Origin of the sequence: Erysipelatoclostridium sp. An15, from assembly GCF_002160675.1 — a bacterium.
GTDB classification, from domain to species: Bacteria; Bacillota_I; Bacilli_A; order Erysipelotrichales; family Coprobacillaceae; genus Thomasclavelia; species Thomasclavelia merdavium.
Window position 1 is genome coordinate 100173 of record NZ_NFLA01000003.1, and the last position, 26688, is coordinate 126860.

Below are 26688 nucleotides of genomic sequence, written 5' to 3' on the forward strand. Positions count from 1 at the left end.
CAATGATACTACCTTTATTTAAAAAAGAAATAAAAGCTAATTATAAAATATTTATTATTTTTATTATGATTATTAGTTTATATGCTGGAATAATTGTAGCTATGTATGATCCTGAATTAGGAAAAAGTTTGGAAATGATGGCTGAAAGTATGCCAGAGTTATTTGCGGCTTTTTCAATGACCAATGCTGGTTCGTCGTTGATAGAATTTGTTACTAACTATTTATTTGGATTTATTATGATTATTATTCCTTTTGTTTTTATGTTGATAATGATTAGTCGTTTAATTTGCAGATATATTGATAAAGGGTCTTTTGCTTATTTATTGGCAACCCCACGAAATCGAAGCCAAATAATATTGACACAGTTATTAACAGTGTTATTAGGGGTTTTATTATTAATAGTTTATGAAACGGTACTAGTAATTGTTTGTGGTAAAGTTATGTTTAATGAGTTAGTACCAATTAAGGAATTCTTAGTTTTAAATTGTGGTCTTTTTGGATTGCATTGTTTTTTTAGCACTTTAGTATATTTAACAGCTTGTAGTTTTAATGAAACCAAATGGTCAATGGGACTAGGTGGTGGATTAGGAATGATTTTTATTTTAATACAAATGTTATCTCAAGTTAGTGATAAGTTTGATTTTTTAAAGTATTTAACACCATTAACTTTATTTGATACTAATGGATTGATTGAATTGGATTTACAGGCAATCCTGTTTGCTGGGGTGTTATATTTATTAGCATTTGTTTTTATTATTGTAGCAGTAAATATATTTAAAAAACGTGATCTATCTTTATAATTTTAGACAGGAGATAAAAAAATATTGCTCTATGAACAAATTGTTGAAATATTTATGTTTTTTCTAATATTTTATTGACCTTAGAGCTAGTCTAAAGCTTATATTGGATTTAGAAAGAGAGGTATTTATCATGTTAGTTAAAGAAGTTCAAGAGCAATTGCATATAAGTAGTCATACATTACGTTATTATGAAAAAATGGGTTTAATAAAACCTGAACGTAATCAAAATGGTTATCGTAATTATGATGATAATGATATCCGGAAAATTAAAAAAATCATCTACTTAAGGGAGTTAGAAATACCAATTGAGGAAATAAAAGCTATCTTAAATAATGAAAAAGATTTTCAAAATGTTTTAGAAAGTCATTTGAAAAAATTAGATTATCAGATAAAATCATTAAAATATATTCAGGAAATATGCAACGATTTAAAAGAAAAAGATCTTCCTTTATTAGATGTAATAACTAATGAAAATACATTAATTAATGAAAATATTAATCAAACAGAATTAAAAACAGATATAAAAAAAATATTTGATTATTTTAAACCAATTAAAACAGTAGTATTAGGATACCGGGTTGATCCAAATAATTTTTTCTCAGCTTTTCCTTTGGTTTTATTTGCTTCATTTTTAGCTAGTTTAGGAATTGCAGTTGGATTGCCTAAGGCAATTGATTACTTAAATCAACAATTGGTAGCTAGTAATTTAGATCCATTACCAAATTTTGAAACTACGGTCATGACGGTTGTAGTTATAATGATTATTTCTTTAATAATATTTTCAATCTTGATTACGTTTCATTGTGGTAAACAAAAATATATTGAATTAACAGATAATCAATTGTCAATTTGTTCTTTGCAAACTCAAAGTCGGTTATCGATTTTAAAAGGAATGATACTTAAAGATTCAAAGCGATATAATCGCAATTATCAATATAGTGATCTTGATTATGTAAAGATAAATTTGATTTTTTCAACGACATCAGCTGGTCGTGCTGGAATTTGGCGAACATATATTTTACAATTTGTTTTTCATTTTCAGGATGATTTTGAATTTATAACTGATTCTGGTCAATATTTCGGTGAGGATTTGAAATTGGCATATCAAATATTAAAACAAAAAGATGTAAAAATTATTAGTGATAATATTGTTGTTGAAGCTTTGAAACAAGATGGTAAACTGTTTGATTTTTTTGAAGATCATTTTCATTTGAATTCTAAGAAGTGATATTGGTAAATCCAGTATCATTTTTTTTTAATTTATAAATCATTGATTTAAATATTATCAAATGAAAAGTGATAGTTCATTACAAACTATCACTTAACTATTTTTATTACTTACCTAAGCTTTTTAATAATTTTTCATCATCTTCAATATTACCTGTAATTTGGAAAGACTCATCAGTATATTGCATCATTTCAATACGATTTCCATCAGGGTCATGAATCCACATTTGCCAAGTATGAGAATTTCCGATTTTAGGTTCGATATCAATGTCAATACCCGCTGCAATTAATTCATCACGTGCTTTGAAAATATCATCAACAGTTAATGAAAAATGACTATATCCTAAATGCTGGTTATATTCAGGATGCTCTTTTTGACCATCAGCTTTTGGAAATAATTCGATAAATTGCCCATTGGCAATTTCAATATAAATTAAACAGATATCTAATGGTCTTTCTTTAGCAACTTTAGCCCATGGATGTCTTTCTTTATTTTTATAAGCTTCATAACGGACAATCATCTTAGCTTTTAAACCAAGTTTATTTTCATAAAAATCGCGCATTGCATCCATTTGATCAGTAAAGAAAGAAACGTGCATTATATTATTAAATTTCATAATAATAGCCTCTTATTTAATACTTTTTCTTATTTTTTCAATTGTTTCAATTAAATATTTTGAATCATTTAATGAATGAATCTCATTTTCATTTTTATTATTTTTAACATCATCAATTAGTGCTTGGATTTCCATTGTCATATCATCACCAGTGATAGGATAATGGCGATTAATGGTTGAATCATTAGTTTTAATAGTATAATCAATTATTCGATTATAATTTGGAATATAGATTTCACCATTAGTTCCTTTAATTAAAGCATAACGCTCTTTATTATAATCAATAGAACCTTCACCAATACCAATAATCCCATTTTTAAAATAAAGATGTGTTTTAAATTCTAATTCAATTTCATTTTCAATTTTCATCTTTGTTTCAATTTTATCAATTGAACTATCAACAAGACCTAAAATAAAACCAATTACATAACTTCCAACATCATTTAAAGCCCCGCCTTGTTTAGGATCAAAGAGATAAGAATCCTTTCTGCCATTTATTGCATCAAAACAAAAATTAGCTTCAATTGATTTGATTTCACCGATTAGTGATAAATCCTTTTTTAATGCTTGAAAACCATCATTAAATTTAGTTTTAAAGGCTTCTAGACAGTATCCATTATTACAATATACAGCATCTTTGATTTGATCGATATCTTGACTGTTTAAAACAATTGGTTTTTCAGATAGGACAGCTTTATGATTATTTAAAGCCTTGATAATCCATTCTAAATGATAATAATGTGGTAAAGCAATATAGACAGCATCAATATTTTCATCACTTAATAACATATCATAGTCATGATAAACTTTAACTTCGGGATGTTTTATTAAATACTCATCATCATTACTAATACTAAAAGAGCCAATAGCATAAATCGAACCGTCACTGGTATTTTCAATACTTTTAACAAATTTTCTAGCAATATTACCAAAACCAATAATACCAAATCTCATATTTAATCCTCCAATAAATAATAAAACCTAATTTAATTATAGTTCTATTTGATAAAAAAACAAAGTTATGATTTGTTAAAACAGGATAAATGCAAGATATTTAGTTATCTTGCATTTATAAACTATTACTCACTTGCTAGCTGGGCTTGTTGTTTTTCGTAAATTTTAACAAATGGCAGATATACTAAAGCAGATAATATTATTCCTAGTAATTGGCAAATTGGTCCCATAATATTACCGCCTGAACCTAAGAAACTAATAATCAAAGGTGGCATTGTCCATGGTAAATCAACATACATTACTGGACAAATGTGAAGCATAGTTAGAACATAACCAAAAATTACAGTTACTAATGGTGCGATAATAAATGGTATTACAAGGGTAGGATTAAGGACAATTGGAACACCAAACATACTAACTTCACCAATATTAAATAATTCAGGAACTAATGCTAATTTCGCGATAGATTGATTTTCAGGACGTTTACAAATAAGTTAATAAAAATTGGAAAGTTTTTTTATATTGTAACTGATAATAGGGAAGAGGTAGCTTTTTCAATGGGGGCAACTGAAAATGATGTTGCATTGTTTATTGCTTATTCTAAGCATTATCTTTATAAAGATTGTTTACGAATTTTATTACATAATCATTGTCCAATTATTACAATTACATCATCATCTACCGGTATTTTATATAAATATAGTAATTATCATATTTTCCTCCATTTCCGTCCGCCTTCGTCGGTCGGACACAAACATACAATAAAAATTTTAATTTATCATTAATCTAAATAAATTTAGGATATTACTATTCGATTTACTTTTTTCATAAGCAATATCTACTATGTCTTTATTTTTTTCGATTAATAACAAATTTTATTTTCACATTTAGTTCCTCAAAAAGAGAGTAATGAAAAAATTGCTACATTTTATTCACAGTTATCTTTTCAATATGTTTTAAGTATTATTTATTCGTTGTTATACAAAAAATATCAGAATCGATTATTAAAAAAATAGGGTATTATGATAAAATATTAAAGATAATAGAAACAGGAGTGTAATAATGGAAGATATTAAATTAATATTAGTAGATATTGATGGTACTTTATTAAATGACGATGGAATAATAACCCCAAAAACAAAAGAAGCTATTGCTAGAATAAAGGAAAAAAATATTATGTTTGGAATAGCGACTGGTAGAACTCCTTATGCTGTTAAACATTTGGTTAAAGATTGGCAAATTGATAAATATGTAGATTTGATCATGGGATTTAATGGTGGTTGTTATTTGGATTTAAAAAATAATCGGACAAAATCGCATTATTTATTAGATGGAAAGCTTATACCAGAGATATTGAATGAGTTTAATAGATTTAATTTTAATGTGGGGATTTATGATAAAGAATCTTTACATGTTTTAGAAGATGAAAAAATTGCTAAAGCTATTGCAAAACGTAATAAATTGCCATTGATTATTGATGATTTGAGTCAATACTATAATCGTCAGATTGAAAAAATATTATTTATGGCTGATACTGAAGAACTTGATAAAATAGATCAGTATTATCAAACTTTAGTTGATCGAGATTATCGGCTTGTTCGTTCAACACCAATAATTATCGAATGCTTAAATCCACAATTATCTAAATCTTTGGGAATTAGAAAAATGTGTGAAGATATCAAAATTGATACAGCCAATATTATTGTATTTGGGGATGAATTAAATGATTATGAAATGATTAGAGATTATATTGGTGTAGCTATGGGAAACGCAAATCCAGCTATCAAAGAAATTGCAAATTATATTACTAAAAGTAATAATGAAGATGGAATTGCTGATTTTTTGATTAAATATAAAATTATTTAAATAAACAAGGAGTAATTTAATAATAAACTTCTTGTTTATTTTTTATAAATAACAAATTTTACTTTGATAAAGTTACTATGATAATTATAAATAGATTTGGATATATTAATTAGACTTTTTAATATTGTTAATTATTGGAAGTAGTAAAGATTATTTTTATAAGTTTTACTTATAAATGCGATTAGTAATTGAAATTGTTTATCTTATCAATAGATAATAAAATATTGGTGTAAAGAAAAGAGGTAAGGTAAATGAGTAAAAATTTGATTGTGTATTTTTCTCATGATAAAGAAAATTATGTTGCTGGAAAGATTGTAAAATTAGATATTGGTAATACAAAAGTAGTTGCTAAAAAGATTCAATCAATAATAGGTGGTGATACTTTTGAAATATTACCATTACATGAATATCCTTTTGAATATCATCGTTGTACTGAAGTAGCAAAAAAAGAGTTAGAAAATAATGAGCGACCAAAAATATTAAATATTGTTTCTCATTTTGAAGATTATAATAATATTTTTATTGGTTATCCTAACTGGTGGTCAACAATGCCAATGTGTATGTGGACATTTTTAGAAAGCTATGACTTTAAGTCTAAACATATTTATCCTTTTTGCACGCATGAAGGAAGTGGCTTAGGGCAAAGTGTTGCTGATATTAAAAAACTCTGTCCTCAAAGTATCATCCACTATGCTTTAGCAATCAGAGGAAGTCAAGTAAATAATAGTGATGATGCAATAAAAAAATGGTTAGAGGAGGTTTTATAAATGGCGATTAGTAAAGAGGCAAAAGCATATCATGAAAAAATGTTTCCTGGATATGAGTCACAATTATTAAAAACAGATCCTGAATTTATAGAGTTGTTTGATAATTTTGCTTTTGATGAAGTAGTAAATAATGATGATTTAGATGATCATACGCGTTTTATTGCCATTTTAGCGACATTGCTTGGAAGTCAAGCTATTGATGAATTTAAAGCTATGTTAACAGCTGCTTATAACTTTGATGTAACACCAGTTGAAATGAAAGAAATTGTTTATCAGGCGGTTGCTTATCTAGGAATAGGACGAGTTTTCCCATTCCTCCATGCTGTTAATGATTTTTGTTTAGCTAATGGAGTTGATTTGCCATTAAAGTCTCAAGGAACAACTACAACAGCTAATCGTTTACAAAAAGGCATTGAAGCTCAAGTTGCTATTTTTGGTGAAAATATGCGAGATTTTCATTGTTCAGGATCAGAGGAATCAAAGCATATTAATCATTGGTTAACAGATAATTGTTTTGGCGATTATTATACAAGAAATGGTTTAGACTATCGACAAAGAGAAATGATTACTTTTTGTTTTTTGGCAGCACAAGGTGGCTGTGAACCTCAATTAGTATCACACGTCCAAGCTAATATTAAAGTGGGCAATGATAAAGAATTTTTGATCAAGGTTGTTTCACAGTGTTTACCATATATTGGTTATCCAAGAAGTTTAAATGCTCTAAACTGTATTAATAAAGCAGTAAAAAGGAGGTAATGAAAATGAAAGATGTAATGATTGTAACTGGAGCTGGTCAAATTAGTATGGCTATTGCTCGAAGAATGGGTTATGGGATGAAAATTATTATTGGTGATAAAAAAGTTGAAAATGCCAATAATATTTGTCAGATCATGAATAATGCTGGGTATGATTGTATGCCTTTTGAAATGGATCTTTCTTCAAAGGAATCAATATTAGCGATGATTGCAGAAGCTAAAAAATATGGTGAAATTTCGATGTTAGTTAATGGAGCTGGGGTATCACCTAGCCAGGCTCCAATCGAAGCTATTTTGAAAGTTGATTTATATGGAACAGCTGTTTTATTAGAAGAAGTCGGTAAGGTGATTAAAAAAGGTGGTGTTGGAGTAACTATTTCTAGTCAATCTGGACATCGAATGCCAGCTCTTAGCAGTAAAGAAGATGAATTACTAGCAACAACACCAGTTGAAAAATTATTAGATTTAGAAATGTTGCAAGAAGAAAACATTAAAGATACTTTACATGCTTATCAGCTTGCTAAAAGATGTAATGAAAAAAGAGTTATGGCTGAAGCTGTAAAATGGGGACAAAGAGGGGCTCGAATAAATTCTATTTCACCAGGTATTATTGTTACTCCGCTGGCAATAGATGAATTTAATGGACCGCGTGGTGACTTTTATAAAAATATGTTTGCTAATTGTCCAGCTGGTCGACCAGGGACTGCTGATGAAGTAGCTAATGTTGCTGAACTGTTGATGAGTAATAAAGGGATATTTATTACTGGATCAGATTTCTTGATCGATGGTGGTGCTACAGCTTCATATTTTTATGGACCATTAAAGCCGGAATGAGATAATTGCAAAAATTTAGTAAAAATTTTGTAAAATACAATTTACCCAAATATTACTTGACGTTAACATGTTTTAAAGATAATTTTGTTAAAATACCCTTGTAATATCAAGGGGGAAAAAAGATGACGAAGAAAAAATCAAGTAAAGTAATTAAAGTCACGATGGCAACCTTGGCGACAACTGTTGCAGTAGGTGGCAATAGTATTGTTTCATTACAAGCAATTAATAATGATAATAGTGACACAGCCATCTTAGATGAAAATAGTGTTACATCACCAATTATTATTAGTGAAATAGTTGCTGATAGCCACCAAAGTGATCTGACAACTACAAGTGGTAGTGATGCATTTGAGTATTTTGAATTATATAATACTAGTAATCAAAGTATTAATTTAGATGATTATCAAGTATTATACAATAATGGTAGTACTATTAGTGAGTGGGATTTACCGGCTAATACAATTTTACCAGCTAATGAAGCTTTGATTGTTTGGATTCAAAATGAAGAAAGTAAAGATTTGGATTTAGCATTGTTTAGAGAATATTATAATTTGTCAGCTGATGAAGGACAAATTGTTAAAACTGAAAATATTGTTAGTGGTTTTTCTAATAGTGGTCAAAGAGAACTACGAGTTACCGTAAAAAATACTAAACAAATTTTAAGTTCAGTTATTTATAATGATGAAGATGTTAAAGCACAAACAAAAAAAGGAATTAATTTTATTTACAATTCTGGTAGAATTCAAGAAAGTACTTATAGTTATGACTTAGATCCTACCCCAGGTAGTTTGATTGAACAACAAAAATTAGAAAGCAAGTATCAATTTGTAACAGTAAGTGATGGAATTGTTACCATTAATACTGCTCAAGAAATCAATGCTGGCGAAGCTTTGGTTGTAAAAGCTACGACTAATTTACCAGGAGTTATTTTAAAAGCAACTTTAAAGGTAAATGATAAAGAATATGATATGACATATGATAATGACGGTAATTATGTTTATAGTGTCCCTGCTAGTGAGATTAGTAATGAGGAGCTTTTAAATATTACTGCTACTTTTAATGATGGTATCAATGAAATTACTAGTGCAACGCAAACAGTCACTGTTAATAAAGGAGCAGTTGAATTTGCTTCACCGCTATTAATTAGTGAATTGTCACCAAACAGTGCTAATGTTTCTGGTAGTGATGCCTATGAGTATTTACAAATTTTTAATGTTAGCGATCAAAGTGTAGCTGTAAATAATTATCAGCTTGTTTATGTTAATGGTGATAAAGAAACACTCTGGCAATTAGATGATGATATTGTTTTAGATGCTAAAGAAGTATTAACTGTTTGGATTGTCAATGATGCTGTAGAACAAGCAGGCTTAACAGTTGCAGATTTTAATAATAATTATGGCACTAATTTTGTCACTGGTGATAATTTTACAACTATTCATAGTGATGGAATGAGTAATAGTGGTACGCGAGGATTTAAAATTATTACTAATACTAATCAAGAATTAACAGCTGTTAATTATAGTGCTAGTGATTCTAATAATGGTAAAATCGATACTGATGAAGCTATTTATTATAATTACACTTCTGATTCTGGAGTGCCAGTTTATGATAATGAAGTAACATTAGGAAAGTTAAATAGTCAACAATTAATTACTGGTAGTTATATAACACCAGCAATTGTCGAAAACCCTGAAGTTGAAATTGAAGCAGATAGTTTTGTAAGTGCAAATGCTAATTTTACTGTAAGGGTAGAAAATACTAATCTTACTAATATGATTATTGATGCTAAATTAAATCTATATCAAGATGAAAACGTAGTAGCTAGCTATGATTTATTATATATTGATGGAATTTTGAAGGTAGATGTACCAGCTCAAGATTTAACAGGTTATTCAAATTTAACATATGATGTTACTATTACTGATGGTCTTAATACGGTAACTTCTGCTAAGAACACGGTAGTAATTGAACAGCCTGGAATGATTGATCAAAGTAAGGTTGCTCCTTTGGTTATTAGTGAAATTATGCCAGATAGTTCTAATGTTGGTGGTAGTGATGGTTATGAATTTATTGAAATTTATAATAATTCAAATTTAGATATTAATTTAAAAGATTATAAATTATATTATAATTATCCTGATCAAGGTACTGATGGTGATGTTATCTGGTATGAAACTAATGAAGATAAAATTATTAAATCACATGATACATTAGTTTTCTGGATTAAAAACGGTGCTAATGATGATTTACAAATTAGTGATTTTAACAATAAGTTTAATACTAATTTAGACAGTGATCATTTAATTTCAATCTATAATGCAGGAATGGCTAATGGTTCAGCTCGTGGGTTGAAAATAACTTCTAACATTAAAGATGTTTTAGATTATGTTTTATATAATATGGATGGTGTTGATGATACTACAGCTGATAAATCAATTGTATATCAAAATAGATATGATGGTTCAACTTTTACTAGTGTAATAGTTGACAATAGTGCTGAGCCATCACCTGGAACAGTAACTGAAAAACCAATGTACGAAGCTGTTTTACCAGAAACTGTTTCTTTGCCGGTATATCAAGATCAAACACCAGCTGCATTTAATGAAGATAATGATTTAACTTTTTCACTTGATGTTAAATCTAACGATACAACAATTAAAAGTGTTTATTTGTATTTAAAAGATAATAATAGTGAAGATTATGAAGTTTATAATTTATTACGTAATTCTGGCGATAATTTTTCTAAAACATTACCAGCAGTAGATTTGTATAATAAATCATCATATACATATTATTTTGTTATTAGTGATGGCTATCAACAAATAACAACACCTGTTAACACAGTTAATAATGAAAATCCGGTATCTGCTGGTGATCAAATCAATATTAGCGAAGGTGCGATTATTAACCAGACTGAACAAATTATAGGTACTGGTAATAATTTAATAATTGATGATCAGGACGTGACTGATAAAGCAGTTAAATCAATTAATGGAAACGCAAGAATTGTGTTTGATACTACTCAAACTGATGTTTTCTTTAAAAATGCAGTTGCTATTGGAAATGATGTAATTGGTGTTTTCAATGAAGGTACTTATAGTGATTGGCGAACATATGCTTATGATATAAATGCCAGCTACTTTGATAGTGAAACAAAAACAATAACGATTGCTTTCCATGCTGGTAATAAAGCTAATGCTTTAGAACATAATGTTGAAAATAATGATGACTTTACTTTAAAAAATATTAGATTAACATTACCAGATGGCACAACTTTAAGAGCTAGTCAATATAGCGCAGTTTATGGCTTAGGAGCAGTTGAACATACTGAAGATAACTGGAAACCAGATAGCCCGGTTGAAGTAAATGATATTACTCCTGAAAAAGAAATTAGTATGGGTGATGGTACAAGCAAAGTTGAAATTTTATATGCTACGTTTACATTAGATGAACAAAACTTTAACGCTTTACGTTATGATCTTGATACAACTAAATTAGAAGATGGTACTCATAGTGTAACAAGTGGTAGTAAGACAGTATCATTTGTTAGTGATAATACGGCCCCTGTTATTGAAACTAATATGGTTGAAGGTCAAATTTATCATAATGGAACTATTGAAGCTAGTGCACAAGATGCTATTTGTGATACAAGTACTTTAATTGCTACCCTTGATGGACAAGGAATTGAATTGCCTTATGATTTTCGTTCATTAGAAATGACTCCTGGTAATCATCAATTAGTATTAACTGCTTCAGATATGATTGGAAATGTTACTAGTAAGGTAATAAATTTTGTAACTCCAGAAGAAAATGCAGCAATTAATGGGGAAATAACACCTGTAAGTGGAACAACTGTTAATGGTGATCCAACATTTAAAGTTACTGTAAGTGATAGTACTGATGATTTGATGCAGGTTGCTTTCAAAAGGGGTGAACGTTACCTATTAGGTGATGCTAATATTACTTTGTCTAGTGGTATTAGTCAGATTTCTGGTAATAATACTCAAGATTTCAGTGGTGATTCTGGTGATGGTTTCCCTTATCAACAGTTTGATGTTAAAGTAAGTGGTAATATTAGTGATGAGGCAACGGTTAAGATTGATTGGGAAGGTAAATCTAATAATCAAAAGACTTTTATGTATGCTTATAATTATGCAACTAATACTTTTGATAAATTAGATACGGTTATGGAAATTGATGGCGAAACCATGAAATTAACCGGTGAAGTAATATTGAAAGATCACTTATTTGATCAAACAATTAAAATTATGGTTCAAAATGGTGAAGGGTATACTCCTGATCAATATGGAGAAGATGTTACTGGTACAATGTCTAATCCAGCAGATACTCCAAGAGAAAACTATGATTTTACATTTGCAATTGAAAGTGATACTCAATATTATAATGAAGACTTTGATGGTAATCCGGTTCAAGATGTTGATGGAAACTATCAATATCAATTAGATATTCATAATTGGTTGATAGCTAATCGTGAACGAATGAATATTCAGTATTTATTCCATGATGGTGATATTATTGATGACGAAGATCAAGGACAAGAATGGATCAATGCTGATAATGCTTATAAAATGCTTGATGATGCTAATATACCTTATGGTATTTTAGCTGGTAATCATGATGTTGGGCATCTAAGTGGCGATTATACTTCTTTCTCTAAATATTTTGGTGAAGATCGTTATAATCAAAATCCATGGTATGGTGAAAGTTATCAAGATAATCGCGGACATTATGATTTAATTACTGTTGATGGTATTGATTTTATCATGCTATATATGGGTTGGGGTATTGGTGATCAAGAAATTCAATGGATGAATGATGTTTTAGCAAGATATCCAGAAAGAAAAGCAATTTTGAATTTCCATGAATACCTATTAGCTAGTGGTGGTTTAGGTGAAGAACCACAACGAATTTATAATGAGGTCGTAGCTGTTAACCCTAATGTTTGTATGGTTCTATCTGGTCATTACCATAATGCTCAAACAGTAGTGTCACAATTTGATGATAATCACGATGGTGTTAATGATCGTAATGTTTATCAAATGTTATTTGATTATCAAGGTTTAGCTCAAGGTGGTATGGGTTATATGCGTTTGATGCATTTTGATAACACCAATGGCCAAATAATTATTAGAACATATTCACCTTCTTTAGATGATTATAATGCTAAAGATGAAAGTAATATTGGTGATGTAGCTAATATTAATGGTGAGGAAGAGTTTGTAATTAATTACAGTGATTTAGGAATTACACCAGTTCAAAAACAAATTGAAACAACAAATTTAGATGTTAATATTTATAATGATGATACTTTTGGCACAGTTAATGATGTAAGAAGTAATCAAGAAATCAGCTATACATTAGAAAATGCTCCTCATGGATTATTTGGCTGGTATGTTGAAATTAGTGATGCTAATGGTGGTTTAACAAGATCAAATGTTAATTATGTTAATATTGATAAGCACAATATTAAACCAACAATAGTATTACCTGATGATGAATTTAATAAGATTGCTGTAGGAACAGATTTTGATCCATTGAAAGATGTTAAAGCATATGATAGTCAAGGTAATGATTTGACTAGTCAAATTGTTGTCTTAGGCAGTGTCGATGTTGATAAAGCTGGTAGATACGAGTTGACATATCAAGTAGCTGATAGCTTTAATAATGTTACTATTGTAACTCGAGTAGTAGAAGTTGTTGAAAATGATGATGATCAAGATATCAATGTTCAACCAGGAGACGATAGTAATCCAAATGGAACTACAGGTACTAATGGAACTACTAGTGCATCTGTCAATACACCATTTACAGGTGATCTAGTAAATAGTAATTATTTAACATTAGCAATTGCTAGCTTGATGACTTTTATTCTAATGATTAAAAAATATTTAAAAGATTTAAAAAATAATCATTAATAATATTAATTTTCAAATTAAGTTAAAATGCCTAGAAAGATTATTTTCTAGGTATTTTATTATCATCATTAAGACTAGAGAAATAGTATGAATATTAAAAACAAGTTAATATCGTTATAAAATAGCTAAATGATAAGCCATTTTTTGTATTATCATTACTTTTCATTTATAATTAGAAATAAGACAATATTTATTAATTGAAATCATAAAAGGAGCGATTGCTATGTATAATCATTTATTAGATACATTTATTAAAGTGGCTGATGCTGGTAGTTTTAATAAAGCAGCAGAAGAACTTTTTATTTCTCCTAATGCAATTATGAAACAGATTAATTTATTAGAAGATAATCTGGGTTTTGAACTTTTTAAGCGGACTCATCGAGGAATCAAATTGACAGCAGCGGGTAAATCATTATACAAAGATGCTAAATATATAATTGAATATAGCCGTTATGCAATAATTAGAGCTAAAGCCCAGATAAATCCGGCCAATGAATTACTTAGAATTGGAACTTCTTTAACAACACTAGTCCAGTTTTTAGTAGATTTATGGCCACAAATTTTAACACTTGCACCGTCATTAAAATTTGAGTTAGTTTCATTTGAAAATACGCCAGAAAACGCTAGAGAAATCATGCGTAATTTTGGTAGTAATATTGATTTTGTCGCTGGGATTTATAGTGAAAATTTATTAAAAGAAAGACAATGTCAGGCTTTAAAGTTATATGATGCACCAATTTATTGTGCCATGTCTAAAAATCACCCTTTAGCTAGTAAGGATAAATTAGAAATTACAGATTTATTTAATCAAAATGTAATGATGATTCGTCAAGGTTATTTAAAAGATTTTGATACAATTCGTAAAGACATTGTTACCAATTATCATGATATTAATATTGTTGATATTCCATTTTTTAACGTTGATGTTTTTAATAGATGTGAAAATGAAAAAATGTTTTTACTGACAATTAAAGAATGGGCTAATATTCACCCGTTATTAAAAATAGTACCTATAAAATGGGATTATAAAGTGCCTCTTGGTATTTTATATTCAAAAGAACCTAGTGCTAAAGTGCAATTGTTTTTAAAAGCAATCAAGGAAGTATATCATTTACAATATAAATAAAGACGGTCTTAGCCGTCTTTTTGTTGAGTAAGTAATTTTTGATAACTAATATCCATTCCAATTGCCCCTAGTGGCGCAGTAATTAAGATTGCTAGAACAGCAACAGAAAGAACAATTTGACCACAGGCTAGCCCCATTGCTAAAGGAACAGAACCAATAGCTGCTTGTACTGTGGCTTTTGGAATGTAGGCAATGATACAAAAGCAGCGTTCTTTGAAATTCAATTGTGTTTTTAAAAGACATAAACTAACCCCAATCGCTCTAAAGCATAAAGCAATGAAAATCATTAATATAGCGGCCACTCCAGCATCCATTGTATAACGGATGTCAACAGCAGCTCCCACTAAAACAAATAATAAAACTTCAGCACCGATCCATAGCTTACCAAATTTTTCAGATAAACGATCAGAAACTGCATCAGGGCTTTTTATTTTAATTACACATGCCATGCTTACTACCGCTAATAATCCAGAAACAGATACTGTATCTTTTAACCAGGTTTCAATTGCCATCAAAATAAAAGAAACACCTAAAATAATAATTACTTTAGTACTATTACGAACATAATGGTTTAAAGTATATGCTTTTTCAAAGAATGTACTAATAATATATCCAGTAATAGCTCCAAGGATGACACCTAAAATTATTGATATTGGAATATTGATAAAATCGATTAATTTAGCACTGCCACCTTGGGCCATTGAAGCAAAAGTAGTAAATAATACAATTACAAAAATATCATCGCAAGAAGCTCCGGCTAAAATTAGTTGTGGAATACTTTTATTAGTACCATATTTGCTATCCATTAATTGAACCATTCGTGGAATTACTACTGCTGGCGATACCGCTCCTAATACTGCTCCCATAACAGCTGCTTCAATTCTAGTAATATTTAAGATTGCTGGTGCAAATAAAATAAATGCTAGAATTTCAAAACTGGCCGGTACAAAGGACATCATAATGGCTGGTCGCCCTACTTTTTTTAAATCGGTAAGATTTAAAGATAAACCAGCTTTAAGTAATATAATAATCAATGCCATTTGTCTTAAATCACTTGAGATTAATAAGATTGAATCATCAAGTAGATTTAAAGCATACGGACCTAAAATTATCCCCGTTAATAACATACCAATAATTCGAGGTAATTTTAGTAATTGAAAGATTCCGGCTAGTGATAAGCCAACTAAAAAAATTAATGCAAGTGATGTTAACATTTTTCCCCTCCTTGAATAAAAAAAGCTGATTCTTCCACGACGAAAAAGGTCGTAGAAGTCATCAGCCTTAATAAGCGGTTTAGGTTTATACCTCGGGAGAACCTCATTCCCAGATAGTATTATAAAAAATTTATTAAAAAATGTAAAGAAAAAGTAGCTGTTGTAGAAAAGATAAATATGTTTAGAATTATATTATTGGATAAAATAGATTTTATATAAAAAAGCTAATGATGGAAGAGTCATTAGCTTTAAAAAATTAATCATCATAGTCTTGTTCGTATTTTAAAATATCACCATTACTAGCATTAATATCAATTTCATATTCATAATTTCCATTTTTCACTTCAATTTCATAAACCATCATATTATCATCATGGTCTAATTCACATTTTACAAGATAGCCACCACCAGTTTTATTTAAAGCAATATTTTGTGCTTCTTCATTACTGATGATATTAGTAGTAGTCTGGTTAGAAGTTCCATTATTAGTAGTATTATTATTGTTAGTTGTAGTATTACCATTATCAACAGGCGTTACAGTACCTTCATTAGTATTACTAACATAATCTTTATCTCTTTCTTTTTTCAAAATCGTACCATCATTTGCATCAACTTCAATTTCATATTTTTCATTATCAGTAACTACTGTAAAATCATAATAAGTAATACCGTCATCATAATCTTGTTTAGCTTTTAAAACTTTTTTTCCTTCTACTTCAGCTACAGCAATTTCTTGTGCCTCTTCTAAAGTTAAAGCATTTACTTTATTATTATTGCCACATCCTGCTAATACTATTGCTAATAACATTAATAAACTTAATTTTTTCATATCGATTACCTCTCTTTCTTTTCATCTATATAATACTGTAATTTTAGCTGGAATACCTTAAAGTTAGATAATAATTAAATAAGAATTTTCTCATAAAACTTAGTATATTTATAAGTAATATTAGCTTAATATTTATAAAAGTACTAAAATATTATATGAGGAGGGGTTGTATGGTTGAAGAGATTTTAAAGGAAATGATCATTTATGCTAATGGAAATAAAAAAGATATTGCGCATTTTTTAAAAGTTCATAGTTATGCTAGATTAATAGGTAAGTTAGAGCAGTTGGATGAAAAAACACAAAAGATTTTAGAGATTGCGGCAATTGTTCATGACATTGCGTGTCCTTTATGTCGAAAAAAGTATGGTAATAGCAATGGTAAATTTCAGGAAATTGAAGGGCCGGACTTAGTTTATGATTTTTTAAAACCTTTTTCATTAACTGATTTGGAAATTAATCGTATTGCCTATTTGGTAGGGCATCATCATACTTATGAAAATATTGATGGTTTGGATTATCAAATCTTATTGGAAGCTGATTTTTTAGTTAATGGTGATGAAATGAATGCGGATAATAAAACTATTGCTGCAATGAAAAATAAAGTATTTAAAACAGCTACTGGCATTAAATTACTAGAATATATTTATGAATAATAAAATAAGAGTTGACTTAGAGTTTGCTTGAATATATATAATGAACCAAAAGGAGGAACATAGAGTATGGAAAGACCGTATATAGTTTGTCATATGCTTCAATCGATTGATGGCAAGATTTCTGGTAATTTTTTTAATTTTGAATCAACGCTAAATCTAGCGCTGATTTATCAACAGATGGCCAAAGAGTATAATGGGGATGCTATTGTTTATGGTAGTGTGACATTAGTGGAAAGATATGGTGATAGTAAGACGCTGGATTTAACGTCATTTTCTAAAGAAATAGTTGAAAAAAAGGATTATATTCATCATGGATTAGAAAAATCATGGGTAATAGCGATTGATCCTTATGGTGATATTGGATGGAGCAATGAGGTTTTAAAAGATAGTCGTTTGAAAAATAAGGGAGTAATAACTGTAGTAAGTGATAGTGTAAGTGCTGATTATTTAGCTTATTTGCAAAGTTTAAATATCTCTTATTTAATTGGCGGTCAAGTTAATAATTTTAATTTAAAAGAGATTGTAAAAAAATTAAAAGACAAATTTGGGATTGAAAAAATTATGTTACAAGGTGGCGGAATTGTCAATGGAACATTTTTAAGTGCTGATTTGATTGATGAGATTAGTTTAATTATTGCGCCGATTGTAGGTGGTGATCAAACTGCTACATTATTTGGTAATGGTGAATATTTAAAGGCAGAAATTTCACCTGTAAAATATAGTTTAACTAAAAGTGAGCCTTTAACTGATTCAGGTATCTGGTTAAATTATCATAAAAGAAAATAATTTGTTTTAAGATTTCCTGGTGATTTATAAGTCATTGGGAAATCTTTTATTATTTATAATTTGCTAGTATAATAAAAAGTAACTTAAATCATTTAATATTTATTGAGGAGATAGAAATGAGCGAATTTACTCACGCCAAAAAGCGATTTGCAAAATATGTTGCTAATTATGATACTAATATCGGAGCAATTAAATTGAAAATTGTTCATAGTTATAAAGTTGTAAATAATATGCAGTACTTGTGTCAAAAATTAAATCTAAATCAAGAAGATAGTCAAATTGCGTTAATTATTGCTTTGCTTCATGATATCGGTCGTTTTGAGCAGTATCGTATTTATCAAAGTTTTGAAGATTATCGAACAATTGACCATGCCATGTTTTCTAGTAAATTATTATTTGAACAGGGTTTAATTAAAGAGTTTGTGACAACAAGAAAATATGATCGTCTAATTAAAGTTGCTATTGAGCAACATAATAAATATCAAGTAACTGGAAATTTTAATGAACGGGAATTATTGTTTATTTATTTGATCCGTGATAGTGATAAATTAGATAATTTTAGAGTGAAAGAAACTGAAACTTTGGAAACGTTATTAAATGTTTCAAAAGACCAGCTGGAGTTAGAAAAAATTAGTGATAGTGTCTATAAGCAGTATGTAAATTGTCAGTTGATATATAGTCCTAGTCGACAAACAAATTTAGATAAATGGCTTTCTTATATTGCTTTTATCTTTGATTTGCATTTTGATGTTAGTAAAGAATATATTAAGGAAAATAATTATATTAACTGTTTATTTGATCGGATTACACCAAAAGACGAATTAACAGTTAAAAAATATCAAGAACTAAAACAGTTATCATTAAAATATATTGAGGAATAACAGATGGATATTTTAAAAGAACTATAAGAAAATTTTGATTTAAGTGAAAATGAAATTATTATTGCTACATATATGATTGAACACAGTGAAGAAATACCTAAGTTATCGTCACGTGAATTTGCTAAAAGAACCTATACTAGTGCTACTTCAATTATTCGTTTTATAAAAAAATTAGGTTATAGTAACTATAATGAATTTAAATATAATATTGGTAATGTTTTAAAAAATCTTAGTATTAATAATTATTCTATAAACTTAGGTGAAGATAATATCTCATTAATTAATAAAACCGCTCAATTAGAAATTGATGTTATTAAGCAAATGAAAGAGATGCTTTCAATTACAACGTTAAATAAAATAATTGAATTATTAGAAACAACCAATTATTTAGATATAATTGCTAATGATACTAATACAATGATTGCTAAGTATACTGCTCATTGTTTTAGTAATGTAGGTAAAATTGTGACTGTCTATCATGAAACTGATAAACAATTAAATTTTACTTTTAGTGTTTCTAATGATCATTTAGTAATTATTCTTAGTAAGTTTTCTTTAAATACATATTTATTAGAGATGGCTTTAACTTTGAAGCGTAGAAGGATTACTACTGTTGCTATTACTAGTAATCGTAATAATAAGTTATCTGATTATTGTAGTTATACGATTCATACTCCTTTTGATAAAAAGATGGATCGAATTGGAGAACTTGTTTATTTTACAGCGTGTAAATATATTTTTGATTTAATCTATAGTATATTAGTTGCTCGAAATTTTGATAAAAGTAAGAAAATTAAGAGTCTTTATGATCAGATTTTTTTAAAAAAGTTATAGGAATATTTGCATTCCTATTTTTTGTTACCGTGTAACTTAAATATTTGTTAATAGTGATTAAATAAAGTTACAGTGTTCCTATTGATAACGATAATATTGATAAAATCAACAAAAAATCATATATTTTATTTAGAAAAATAAGGAGGAAAAGAAAATGATCAGAATTTTATTAGCGTGTGCAGGTGGAATGTCTACAAGTTTATTAATGAATAAAATGAAAGCTGAGGCTGATAAGCGAGGGATAGAGGTATCAATCGATGCAGGTCCTGAAAAAGGGATTGAAGATCGCATGGGTTCTTTTGATGTCTTGCTTTTAGGACCACAAGTTCGTTATGTTTTAAAAAATGTTGAACAGATTTGTACTGGAAAAGTTCCTTTTGATGTAGTAGATATGCGTGATTATGGAACTATGAATGGTGCTAATGTTTTAGACTAGGCATTAAAATTATATAATGATTTTTATGGAAAAGCAGACAAGTAACTCTGAGTTTTAGTTAATGATTTTGATTGTTTATCATTTAAATGAGCTTACAATGAAGCTGATAGACGATTATCAACAACTAGTTGCTTTTTTTATAAGGGTATTTTTGATGGCTTTGTTTTCATTGCCATTACCAAGAAGATATTACTTTAATGACAAAAATGGAACTTAAGTGTAGAATAATTGAACTAGAACTAATAACTAATTATTTTGAAATATTATTGTATATAATCAATAAATTTGAATGTTAGATTGATTGTTATGTTAAGTATTGGAAGATTATTTTTTATAAGGTATCATAAAAAACACTAACAAATGGACTAAGAGTAATTGATATAATTGAAGTGGGAAAGGAATTTTGAAAAGAGTTTTTATTGATATCAAAAAGTAATTAAATCAAATGGTGAAGAGTTATAAAGGAGAAAATGAAAATGGCAAAAGTAAAAGTTATAGTTATTGATAAAAAATGTTATCCTGAATTACTGGAAAAATATTGTGCTGATCCTAATCGGGACCTTGTCCGATGTTTGAAGTTGGTCAAGAATTTATTATTGAAAAAGGTAATGGTAAAGATGATTTTTGGCATATGTTAGATGGTAAATTTTGTTCTGAGGCCTGGGATTGTGTAAGTCGTTATATTTATGCTGGATTACAGGGTGGTTCAATCATGGAAGGCTGGATGAAAGAAGAAAATGAGATGATTGCTTGTTGTAATGATGGTACACGACCAGTGATTTTTAAAATAGAACGAGTTGATGAATAAGATAAAAGATGGTAATAGAGATTTTTAGTATTAAAGTTAATAATAAATTTAATTTATTCCTATAAATATTTGCCATCTTGATTTTGGTATGATATTCTTGAATAAGAAAGTGGGGATATTGATGGCAAAATATGAGACAGTTGCAAATGATATAATTGCAAGAATTAAACAAAAAGAATTTGAAAATACTTTTAAATTACCAACGGAAGATGAAATGATTGAATATTATCAAGTATCTCGTAATACAATTCGTTCAGCTTTAAAGATGCTTACTAGCCAAGGAATCATTTATTCAAGACAGGGAAGTGGTTTTTATATTCGTCAAAGAAATAACGATAATAGTATACCAATTACTGGGACTAATGGTTTAACCCATGATTTTCCTAATAGTGCTTTTTCTAATCAAGTTATAGCGGTTGAATTATTATCGGCTGATGAACAGTTAGCTAAAAAAATGTTATGTGAAATTGGTGATTTGATTTATTTTTGTAAACGATTAAGAATTATTGATGATAAAAAATTTGCTTTAGAATTAAGCTACTATAATAAAAAAATAGTTCCATATTTAGGTAAAGAAATTGCTGAAAAATCAATTTATAGTTATTTACAAAACGATTTAAAACTAAAATTTGGTTTTGCCGATAAACATATTTGTGCTATAAAACTAGATGAGCAACAAGCCGATTTGTTGGATCTAAATCCTGGTGATCCCGGTTTAGTTATATCAGATACAGTATATTTAGATAATGGTTTATTATTTAATGTTTCACAAGTAATATATAATTATAAGTATGCAAACTTTTATGCTGCTTCAATACGTTAAGGTGTCAAGTCGCTTGACATCTTTTATTTTTTCTAATAAATAAAATTTATAGGTATAAATTTTATGAAAACGCTTTACAATTCTAAAAAATCAATTATAATGTTATATGTTGATACCAATAAATTTAAATAATTCTAATGAATGGGAGGTTAAAATGAAAAAAATAGTAGGAAAAATATTAAAAGTAATTGTATTAATAGCGATGCTCTTTGGTAGTGGTCCGGTAAATGTTTTTGCTTTAGAAAGTGAACCAAGGGAACCTTTGATGTTTGAAAATTTTGAAGATGCAGATAGCAATATTCATGCAACAAATGATGCTAAGGTTGGGATTGTCGCTGGATCAGCTACTGGTAGTGGTAATAAGGTTGCCAGTCTTGAAGTAACCAGCAGTGATTGGCCTAGCTTAACTTATCGCAGTATGATCGTCAAGAAAGAACAACCAGTAGATGTATCTTCTTATAAGTATGTTACTCTATGGGTAAAAGATGCTGGAGCAAACAGTGTTCGTTTATCTTTAATTGATAGTCAAGGTCAAAGTATTGAAGGAGAATGGACTGGAAATGTAACAGCTGGAAAGTGGACTCAGGTATCAATCAGTCTTGATCTCTTTAGTGCTTTAGATTTAACACAAATTACTGGTATTTATGTTGGCGAATGGAATGCAGGGACATATTTAATTGATGATATTCAATTTAGTGATATTACGGCTAAAGATTTAGCAGTTAGTGCCAGCATGCCTTCAGGGACTTACAATGACACTTTTGAGGTAAGTTTAAGTGCTCAGGCCGGCCAGACAATTTATTATACAACTGATGGTAGCCAGCCTACTAATCAAAGTACATCATATCGAGAGGCAATTGAAGTCGATGATGATATGCTAATTAAAGCAATCGCATATCAAAATGGTAATATTAGTGATGTGTATGAATTTGATTATAAAATTGATCATAGTGATAATTCAAATTATACTCCGGTAGTTGTCCAAACTTTTGAAGACGGTATTAATGCAGTTGCTGCCAGCAATGCATCTTGTCAACTTGTAAGTGATGAAAAGCATAATGGTAAGCAAAGTTTAAAATATGTCAAAGAAGTAAGCAATGGAACCTCTAAGACAGATGGGAATGTTAAAATTGATTTTAACCATCCAGTTAATGTCACTGATTTAAAATACTTTATCTTTCATATTAAAGATACTCAAGGAAGCAATACTATGCAGTTATCTTTGATTGACGCTGATGGTAATGAATCGAGTTATGACTGGCGGTCACCATCAACTTCTAAAAATAATTGGAGTCAATATTATATTAAATTATCAGATATTAGTGGTATTGATAAGACAAAAGTAACTGGTGTTCGAATGGGACAATGGAATGCAGGAACTTATTATATTGATGATTTATATTTTGATAATTATTTATCAACTGGAGTTCCAGATATAGCTCCTAGTCAACCAAAAGCTAATATTGAATCTGGATATATTTTTAAGGATTCAATTGAGGTAAGTTTAACTAATGATATGAATGCATCAATGTATTATACATTAGATGGTAGTCAACCAACAGTTAATAGTACTAAATATGATGGTAAGATTACGTTAAATGATACTGCAACAATCAAAGCTGTAAGTTATGATAATGGTGAATATAGTGAAGTAGTAACATTAGATTACTATCAAGATAGTAATATCATTAATGATGTTGTTGCCAGCAAAGTTTCAGGAAAATATTCTAAAGAAATGAGTGTTGCTTTACAGGCTGATGGTTTAGATATTTACTATACCCTTGATGGTTCATCACCAACTTTATCAAGTGCTAAGTATACAGAAGCAATTACCGTTAAACAAACAACAGTAATTAAAGCTGTTTCTTATGATGGTAACCAGCTTGGAAATGTGATGACTTTTGAATACAAATTCCCAACAGCACCACAACAAGTATATCCAAGTACTGATCAATTGTTATTTAATAGTGCTTCTGCAGTGGAATTATTATCAGATCCTGATGCGACGATTTACTATACAACTGATGGAAGTGATCCAACTGTTGATTCTAATGTAGCCCAAGGATATATAACGATTGATAAAACGATGACAATTAAAGCAGTTGCCATTCGTGATGGTAAACAAAGTGACATTACAACGCTTGATTATGTAATCGCACCTAACAAAGTTGCCGCTGATAAAGCAGCGGGAACCTATGATGGTTCAGTAGTAGTAGAATTTAGAGTTCCGGATACTGATCAAGTAGAAATTTATTATACAACTGATGGAAGTAATCCAACGATTGAATCTACGCATTATACACAACCATTATTAGTTAGTGAAAACACAGTGTTTAAAGTCGCCGCTACTTATAAAAACAGTGATAGCTTAAGTGAAGTTGCTACCCATGAATATGTAATTAATCCAATTGAAGATGTTGTTAAACCGGAAATTACACCTGACAGTGGTAAATTTGGACAAAGACAATTAGTTTCGATGACAACAGCTACTGATGGTGGTGAAATTTATTATACGCTAGATGGAACCAATCCTGATGAAAATAGTTTCCAATTTACTGATGCTTTCTATGTAACTAAAGATACGGTAATTAAAGCAGTAACTATTAAAAACGGTAAAGTTAGTGATATTGCTGTTAGTGAAATCACTATTACCGATGAACAATCAGTATTTTTGAAAACGGATGGTAAAGTAATTAGAAATAATTATGGTGCTGGAGAAGTGGTGCAATTAAAAGGAACTAATATTGGTGGCTGGCTGGTAATGGAAAATTGGCAATGTCCAGTTAATTCTCCGGATCAAAAAACTACTTTGGCCGTTCTCAGCGAGCGTTTTGGTGAAGAAAAAGCCTGGGAATTAATTAATATTTATCAAGATAATTGGTTTACTGAAGATGATTTTGCAATCTTAAAAGAAGAAGGCGTAAATTGTTTAAGATTACCGATAACTTATTTTGAAATGTGTGATGAAGATGGTTCTTTAAAAGAAACAGCATTTGATCGTTTAGACTGGTTTATTGAAAATGCTGCTAAATATAATATTTATACTTTAATTGATATGCATGGAGCTTTTGGTTCTCAAAATGGTAAAGATCACTCAGGAGATACTTCTAATCCTGATGTTGGTAATTTCTTTGGTAACGAAGAGAATATTACTAAAACTATCAAACTATGGGAAGCAATTGCTAAAAGATATAAAGATAACGCTTGGGTTGCTGGTTATGATTTATTAAATGAACCTGGTGGTGCTGTAGGTACCGAACAATTTGAAGTTTATGACCGTCTTTATAATGCGGTTAGAGCAATCGATCAAGATCATATTATTCAAATGCAGGCAATTTGGGAACCAACTCATTTACCAAATCCAGAATTGTATGGTTGGGAAAATGTAGTTTATCAATATCATTTCTATGGATGGGATGTTGAAAAGAATGCAGATGGACAGAAAGCATTTATTGAAAGTAAAGTAAAATATTTAGAAGATACTAATTATAATGTACCAGTTTTTGTTGGGGAATTTACATTCTTCTCAAATGAAGTAAGCTGGGATTATGGATTAGAAATCTTTAATGAACAAGGTTGGTCATATACTAGCTGGACTTATAAAGTATCTGGTGATAATAGTAGCTGGGGTATGTATACTATGCCAGATAATTCAAGTACAAAAGTTGATATTTATAATGATAGTTTTGAAACAATCAAAGCTAAATGGTCATCATTCAATTTTACTCGAAACGATAAATATGCCGATAAATTATCGAAATATATGAAAGAAACAACAGCTGATGAAACAGCACCAGTAATTGAAGGAAATGATGCTAAAGTTCAAATTGGCACAAATAATGATATTCAAACTATCATTAATTTATTTGTCAAAGATGATCATGATGGTGTTATAAAAAATGATGCACTTTCAATTACCAGTGATTTTAATGCTGATAAAGCTGGAGTATATAGTGTTAAGATTGTTGCTAGTGATCAAGCGGGTAATACTAGCGAAGCTAATTATACGATCGAAGTATTAGAAAACACCGAGATACCTGAAGATCCAAATCAACCAGTAGATTCAGGAGATAGTAATAATACTGATCAACCAATACAAATTCCTTCAAATAATCAAAATAATACTTCTGATACTGATCAGGGAGTTTCGTTGTCATCTAGTCAAGCAGCAAAAACGGGAGATGATTTAAATCTAGTACCAATGGTATTATTGTCAAGTTTGTCAATGCTAGGTATCTTCTGTTTAAAAAAGAAATATAAGTTTTAATCATAAAGGAGCTATGAATACTAATTAATCATAGCTCTTTTACATTGTAGAAAAAATTATATTGAATTATCTAATTTTTCTAGTTTAATTTGACAAATATTCTATCTATAAACTATAATTATTTCGTCAACAAGTAAGCAAAAAGTTTCTTTAGGTAATAAATATAAAATTATAAATTAATATCATACCTCAATTTCTACAATTCTTAAATTTTATCAATCAATTAAAATTATTATCTTAATATTTATCGTACTTATTGATATTTATAAATAAAT

General features: G+C 29.1%; 23 protein-coding genes, 1 pseudogene and 1 riboswitch. Of the genes and pseudogenes, 19 read left to right on the top strand and 5 right to left on the bottom strand.

All coding sequences use genetic code 11. The annotated features are described in order from the left end of the window. The first annotated feature begins 2 nt into the window (after positions 1 to 2). Together B5E92_RS02360 and B5E92_RS02365 are read left to right on the top strand one after the other, a co-directional pair. Positions 3 to 800, top strand: coding sequence for an ABC transporter permease subunit (locus B5E92_RS02360; protein ID WP_087298826.1), 798 nt, complete (start codon positions 3 to 5; stop codon positions 798 to 800). 130 nt (positions 801 to 930) lie between these two features. Further along, positions 931 to 2028, top strand: a complete 1098-nt coding sequence (locus tag B5E92_RS02365) for a MerR family transcriptional regulator (protein WP_087298828.1) — start codon at positions 931 to 933, stop codon at positions 2026 to 2028. Positions 2029 to 2134: 106 nt separating this feature from the next. Here B5E92_RS02365 and B5E92_RS02370 read toward each other — a convergent pair whose 3' ends face one another. From B5E92_RS02370 to B5E92_RS02380, 3 genes are all read right to left on the bottom strand, one after another. Further along, entirely contained in the window at positions 2135 to 2644 is a 510-nt protein-coding gene (locus B5E92_RS02370) for a VOC family protein (protein ID WP_087298830.1), read from the bottom strand. A gap of 12 nt (positions 2645 to 2656) precedes the next feature. After that, positions 2657 to 3598, bottom strand: a complete 942-nt coding sequence (locus B5E92_RS02375) for a Gfo/Idh/MocA family protein (RefSeq protein ID WP_087298832.1) — start codon at positions 3596 to 3598, stop codon at positions 2657 to 2659. Between the two features lie 125 nt (positions 3599 to 3723). Further along, positions 3724 to 4089 (bottom strand): PTS transporter subunit EIIC, encoded by a 366-nt coding sequence (locus tag B5E92_RS02380; RefSeq protein WP_308697618.1) that lies wholly within the window; start codon positions 4087 to 4089, stop codon positions 3724 to 3726. Positions 4090 to 4155: 66 nt separating this feature from the next. On the opposite strand from B5E92_RS02380, the gene B5E92_RS02385 reads away from it, so the two are divergent. The 7 genes from B5E92_RS02385 to B5E92_RS02415 all read left to right on the top strand — a co-directional run bounded on the left by B5E92_RS02385 (position 4156) and on the right by B5E92_RS02415 (position 14882). Beyond that, a complete protein-coding gene (locus tag B5E92_RS02385; protein WP_087298834.1) occupies positions 4156 to 4383 on the top strand; it encodes a hypothetical protein in 228 nt (75 codons plus the stop codon). Positions 4384 to 4660: 277 nt separating this feature from the next. Further along, on the top strand, positions 4661 to 5464 hold the full coding sequence (locus B5E92_RS02390; RefSeq protein ID WP_087298837.1) for a Cof-type HAD-IIB family hydrolase: 804 nt from the start codon (positions 4661 to 4663) through the stop codon (positions 5462 to 5464). Positions 5465 to 5715: 251 nt separating this feature from the next. Continuing rightward, positions 5716 to 6231, top strand: a complete 516-nt coding sequence (locus B5E92_RS02395) for a flavodoxin (protein ID WP_087298839.1) — start codon at positions 5716 to 5718, stop codon at positions 6229 to 6231. Further along, positions 6232 to 6987: a carboxymuconolactone decarboxylase family protein gene (locus B5E92_RS02400; RefSeq protein WP_087298841.1), complete on the top strand. Its 756-nt coding sequence runs from the start codon at positions 6232 to 6234 to the stop codon at positions 6985 to 6987. 5 nt (positions 6988 to 6992) lie between these two features. Beyond that, positions 6993 to 7820: an SDR family oxidoreductase gene (locus B5E92_RS02405; protein WP_087298843.1), complete on the top strand. Its 828-nt coding sequence runs from the start codon at positions 6993 to 6995 to the stop codon at positions 7818 to 7820. 122 nt (positions 7821 to 7942) lie between these two features. Continuing rightward, a complete protein-coding gene (locus B5E92_RS02410; RefSeq protein WP_087298844.1) occupies positions 7943 to 13756 on the top strand; it encodes a lamin tail domain-containing protein in 5814 nt (1937 codons plus the stop codon). A gap of 223 nt (positions 13757 to 13979) precedes the next feature. Next, complete coding sequence (locus B5E92_RS02415; protein WP_087298846.1) at positions 13980 to 14882, top strand: LysR family transcriptional regulator; 903 nt, start codon at positions 13980 to 13982, stop codon at positions 14880 to 14882. 8 nt (positions 14883 to 14890) lie between these two features. Here B5E92_RS02415 and B5E92_RS02420 read toward each other — a convergent pair whose 3' ends face one another. Both B5E92_RS02420 and B5E92_RS02425 read right to left on the bottom strand, forming a co-directional pair. Next, positions 14891 to 16096, bottom strand: a complete 1206-nt coding sequence (locus B5E92_RS02420; RefSeq protein ID WP_087298848.1) for a sodium:proton antiporter — start codon at positions 16094 to 16096, stop codon at positions 14891 to 14893. Between the two features lie 45 nt (positions 16097 to 16141). Continuing rightward, a riboswitch (Fluoride riboswitch) is annotated at positions 16142 to 16216 on the bottom strand. Between the two features lie 136 nt (positions 16217 to 16352). Continuing rightward, positions 16353 to 16925 (bottom strand): PepSY domain-containing protein, encoded by a 573-nt coding sequence (locus B5E92_RS02425; protein WP_087298850.1) that lies wholly within the window; start codon positions 16923 to 16925, stop codon positions 16353 to 16355. A gap of 170 nt (positions 16926 to 17095) precedes the next feature. Between B5E92_RS02425 and B5E92_RS02430 the strand changes: the two genes are divergently transcribed. From B5E92_RS02430 to B5E92_RS02465, 10 genes and pseudogenes are all read left to right on the top strand, one after another. Continuing rightward, the gene (locus B5E92_RS02430) at positions 17096 to 17578 is read left to right on the top strand and encodes an HD domain-containing protein (RefSeq protein ID WP_087298852.1); all 483 of its coding nucleotides are present in this window, start codon (positions 17096 to 17098) and stop codon (positions 17576 to 17578) included. Positions 17579 to 17644: 66 nt separating this feature from the next. Continuing rightward, on the top strand, positions 17645 to 18364 hold the full coding sequence (locus tag B5E92_RS02435; RefSeq protein WP_087298854.1) for a dihydrofolate reductase family protein: 720 nt from the start codon (positions 17645 to 17647) through the stop codon (positions 18362 to 18364). A gap of 116 nt (positions 18365 to 18480) precedes the next feature. After that, positions 18481 to 19245, top strand: a complete 765-nt coding sequence (locus B5E92_RS02440; protein ID WP_087298856.1) for an HD domain-containing protein — start codon at positions 18481 to 18483, stop codon at positions 19243 to 19245. 45 nt (positions 19246 to 19290) lie between these two features. Beyond that, a pseudogene (locus B5E92_RS15890) lies at positions 19291 to 19443 on the top strand (MurR/RpiR family transcriptional regulator); the annotation flags it as partial. A 51-nt stretch (positions 19444 to 19494) separates the two neighbouring features. Further along, positions 19495 to 20079 (top strand): SIS domain-containing protein, encoded by a 585-nt coding sequence (locus tag B5E92_RS02445; protein WP_343215440.1) that lies wholly within the window; start codon positions 19495 to 19497, stop codon positions 20077 to 20079. Positions 20080 to 20233: 154 nt separating this feature from the next. Continuing rightward, on the top strand, positions 20234 to 20515 hold the full coding sequence (locus tag B5E92_RS02450) for a PTS sugar transporter subunit IIB (protein ID WP_087298860.1): 282 nt from the start codon (positions 20234 to 20236) through the stop codon (positions 20513 to 20515). A gap of 61 nt (positions 20516 to 20576) precedes the next feature. Beyond that, complete coding sequence (locus B5E92_RS15460; protein WP_158095180.1) at positions 20577 to 20732, top strand: hypothetical protein; 156 nt, start codon at positions 20577 to 20579, stop codon at positions 20730 to 20732. 351 nt (positions 20733 to 21083) lie between these two features. Next, the gene (locus tag B5E92_RS02455) at positions 21084 to 21323 is read left to right on the top strand and encodes a TIGR04076 family protein (RefSeq protein ID WP_239404291.1); all 240 of its coding nucleotides are present in this window, start codon (positions 21084 to 21086) and stop codon (positions 21321 to 21323) included. A 121-nt stretch (positions 21324 to 21444) separates the two neighbouring features. Continuing rightward, positions 21445 to 22146, top strand: coding sequence for a GntR family transcriptional regulator (locus tag B5E92_RS02460; protein WP_087298862.1), 702 nt, complete (start codon positions 21445 to 21447; stop codon positions 22144 to 22146). A 154-nt stretch (positions 22147 to 22300) separates the two neighbouring features. Continuing rightward, a complete protein-coding gene (locus B5E92_RS02465; protein WP_087298864.1) occupies positions 22301 to 26413 on the top strand; it encodes a chitobiase/beta-hexosaminidase C-terminal domain-containing protein in 4113 nt (1370 codons plus the stop codon). The last annotated feature ends 275 nt before the right edge of the window (positions 26414 to 26688 follow it).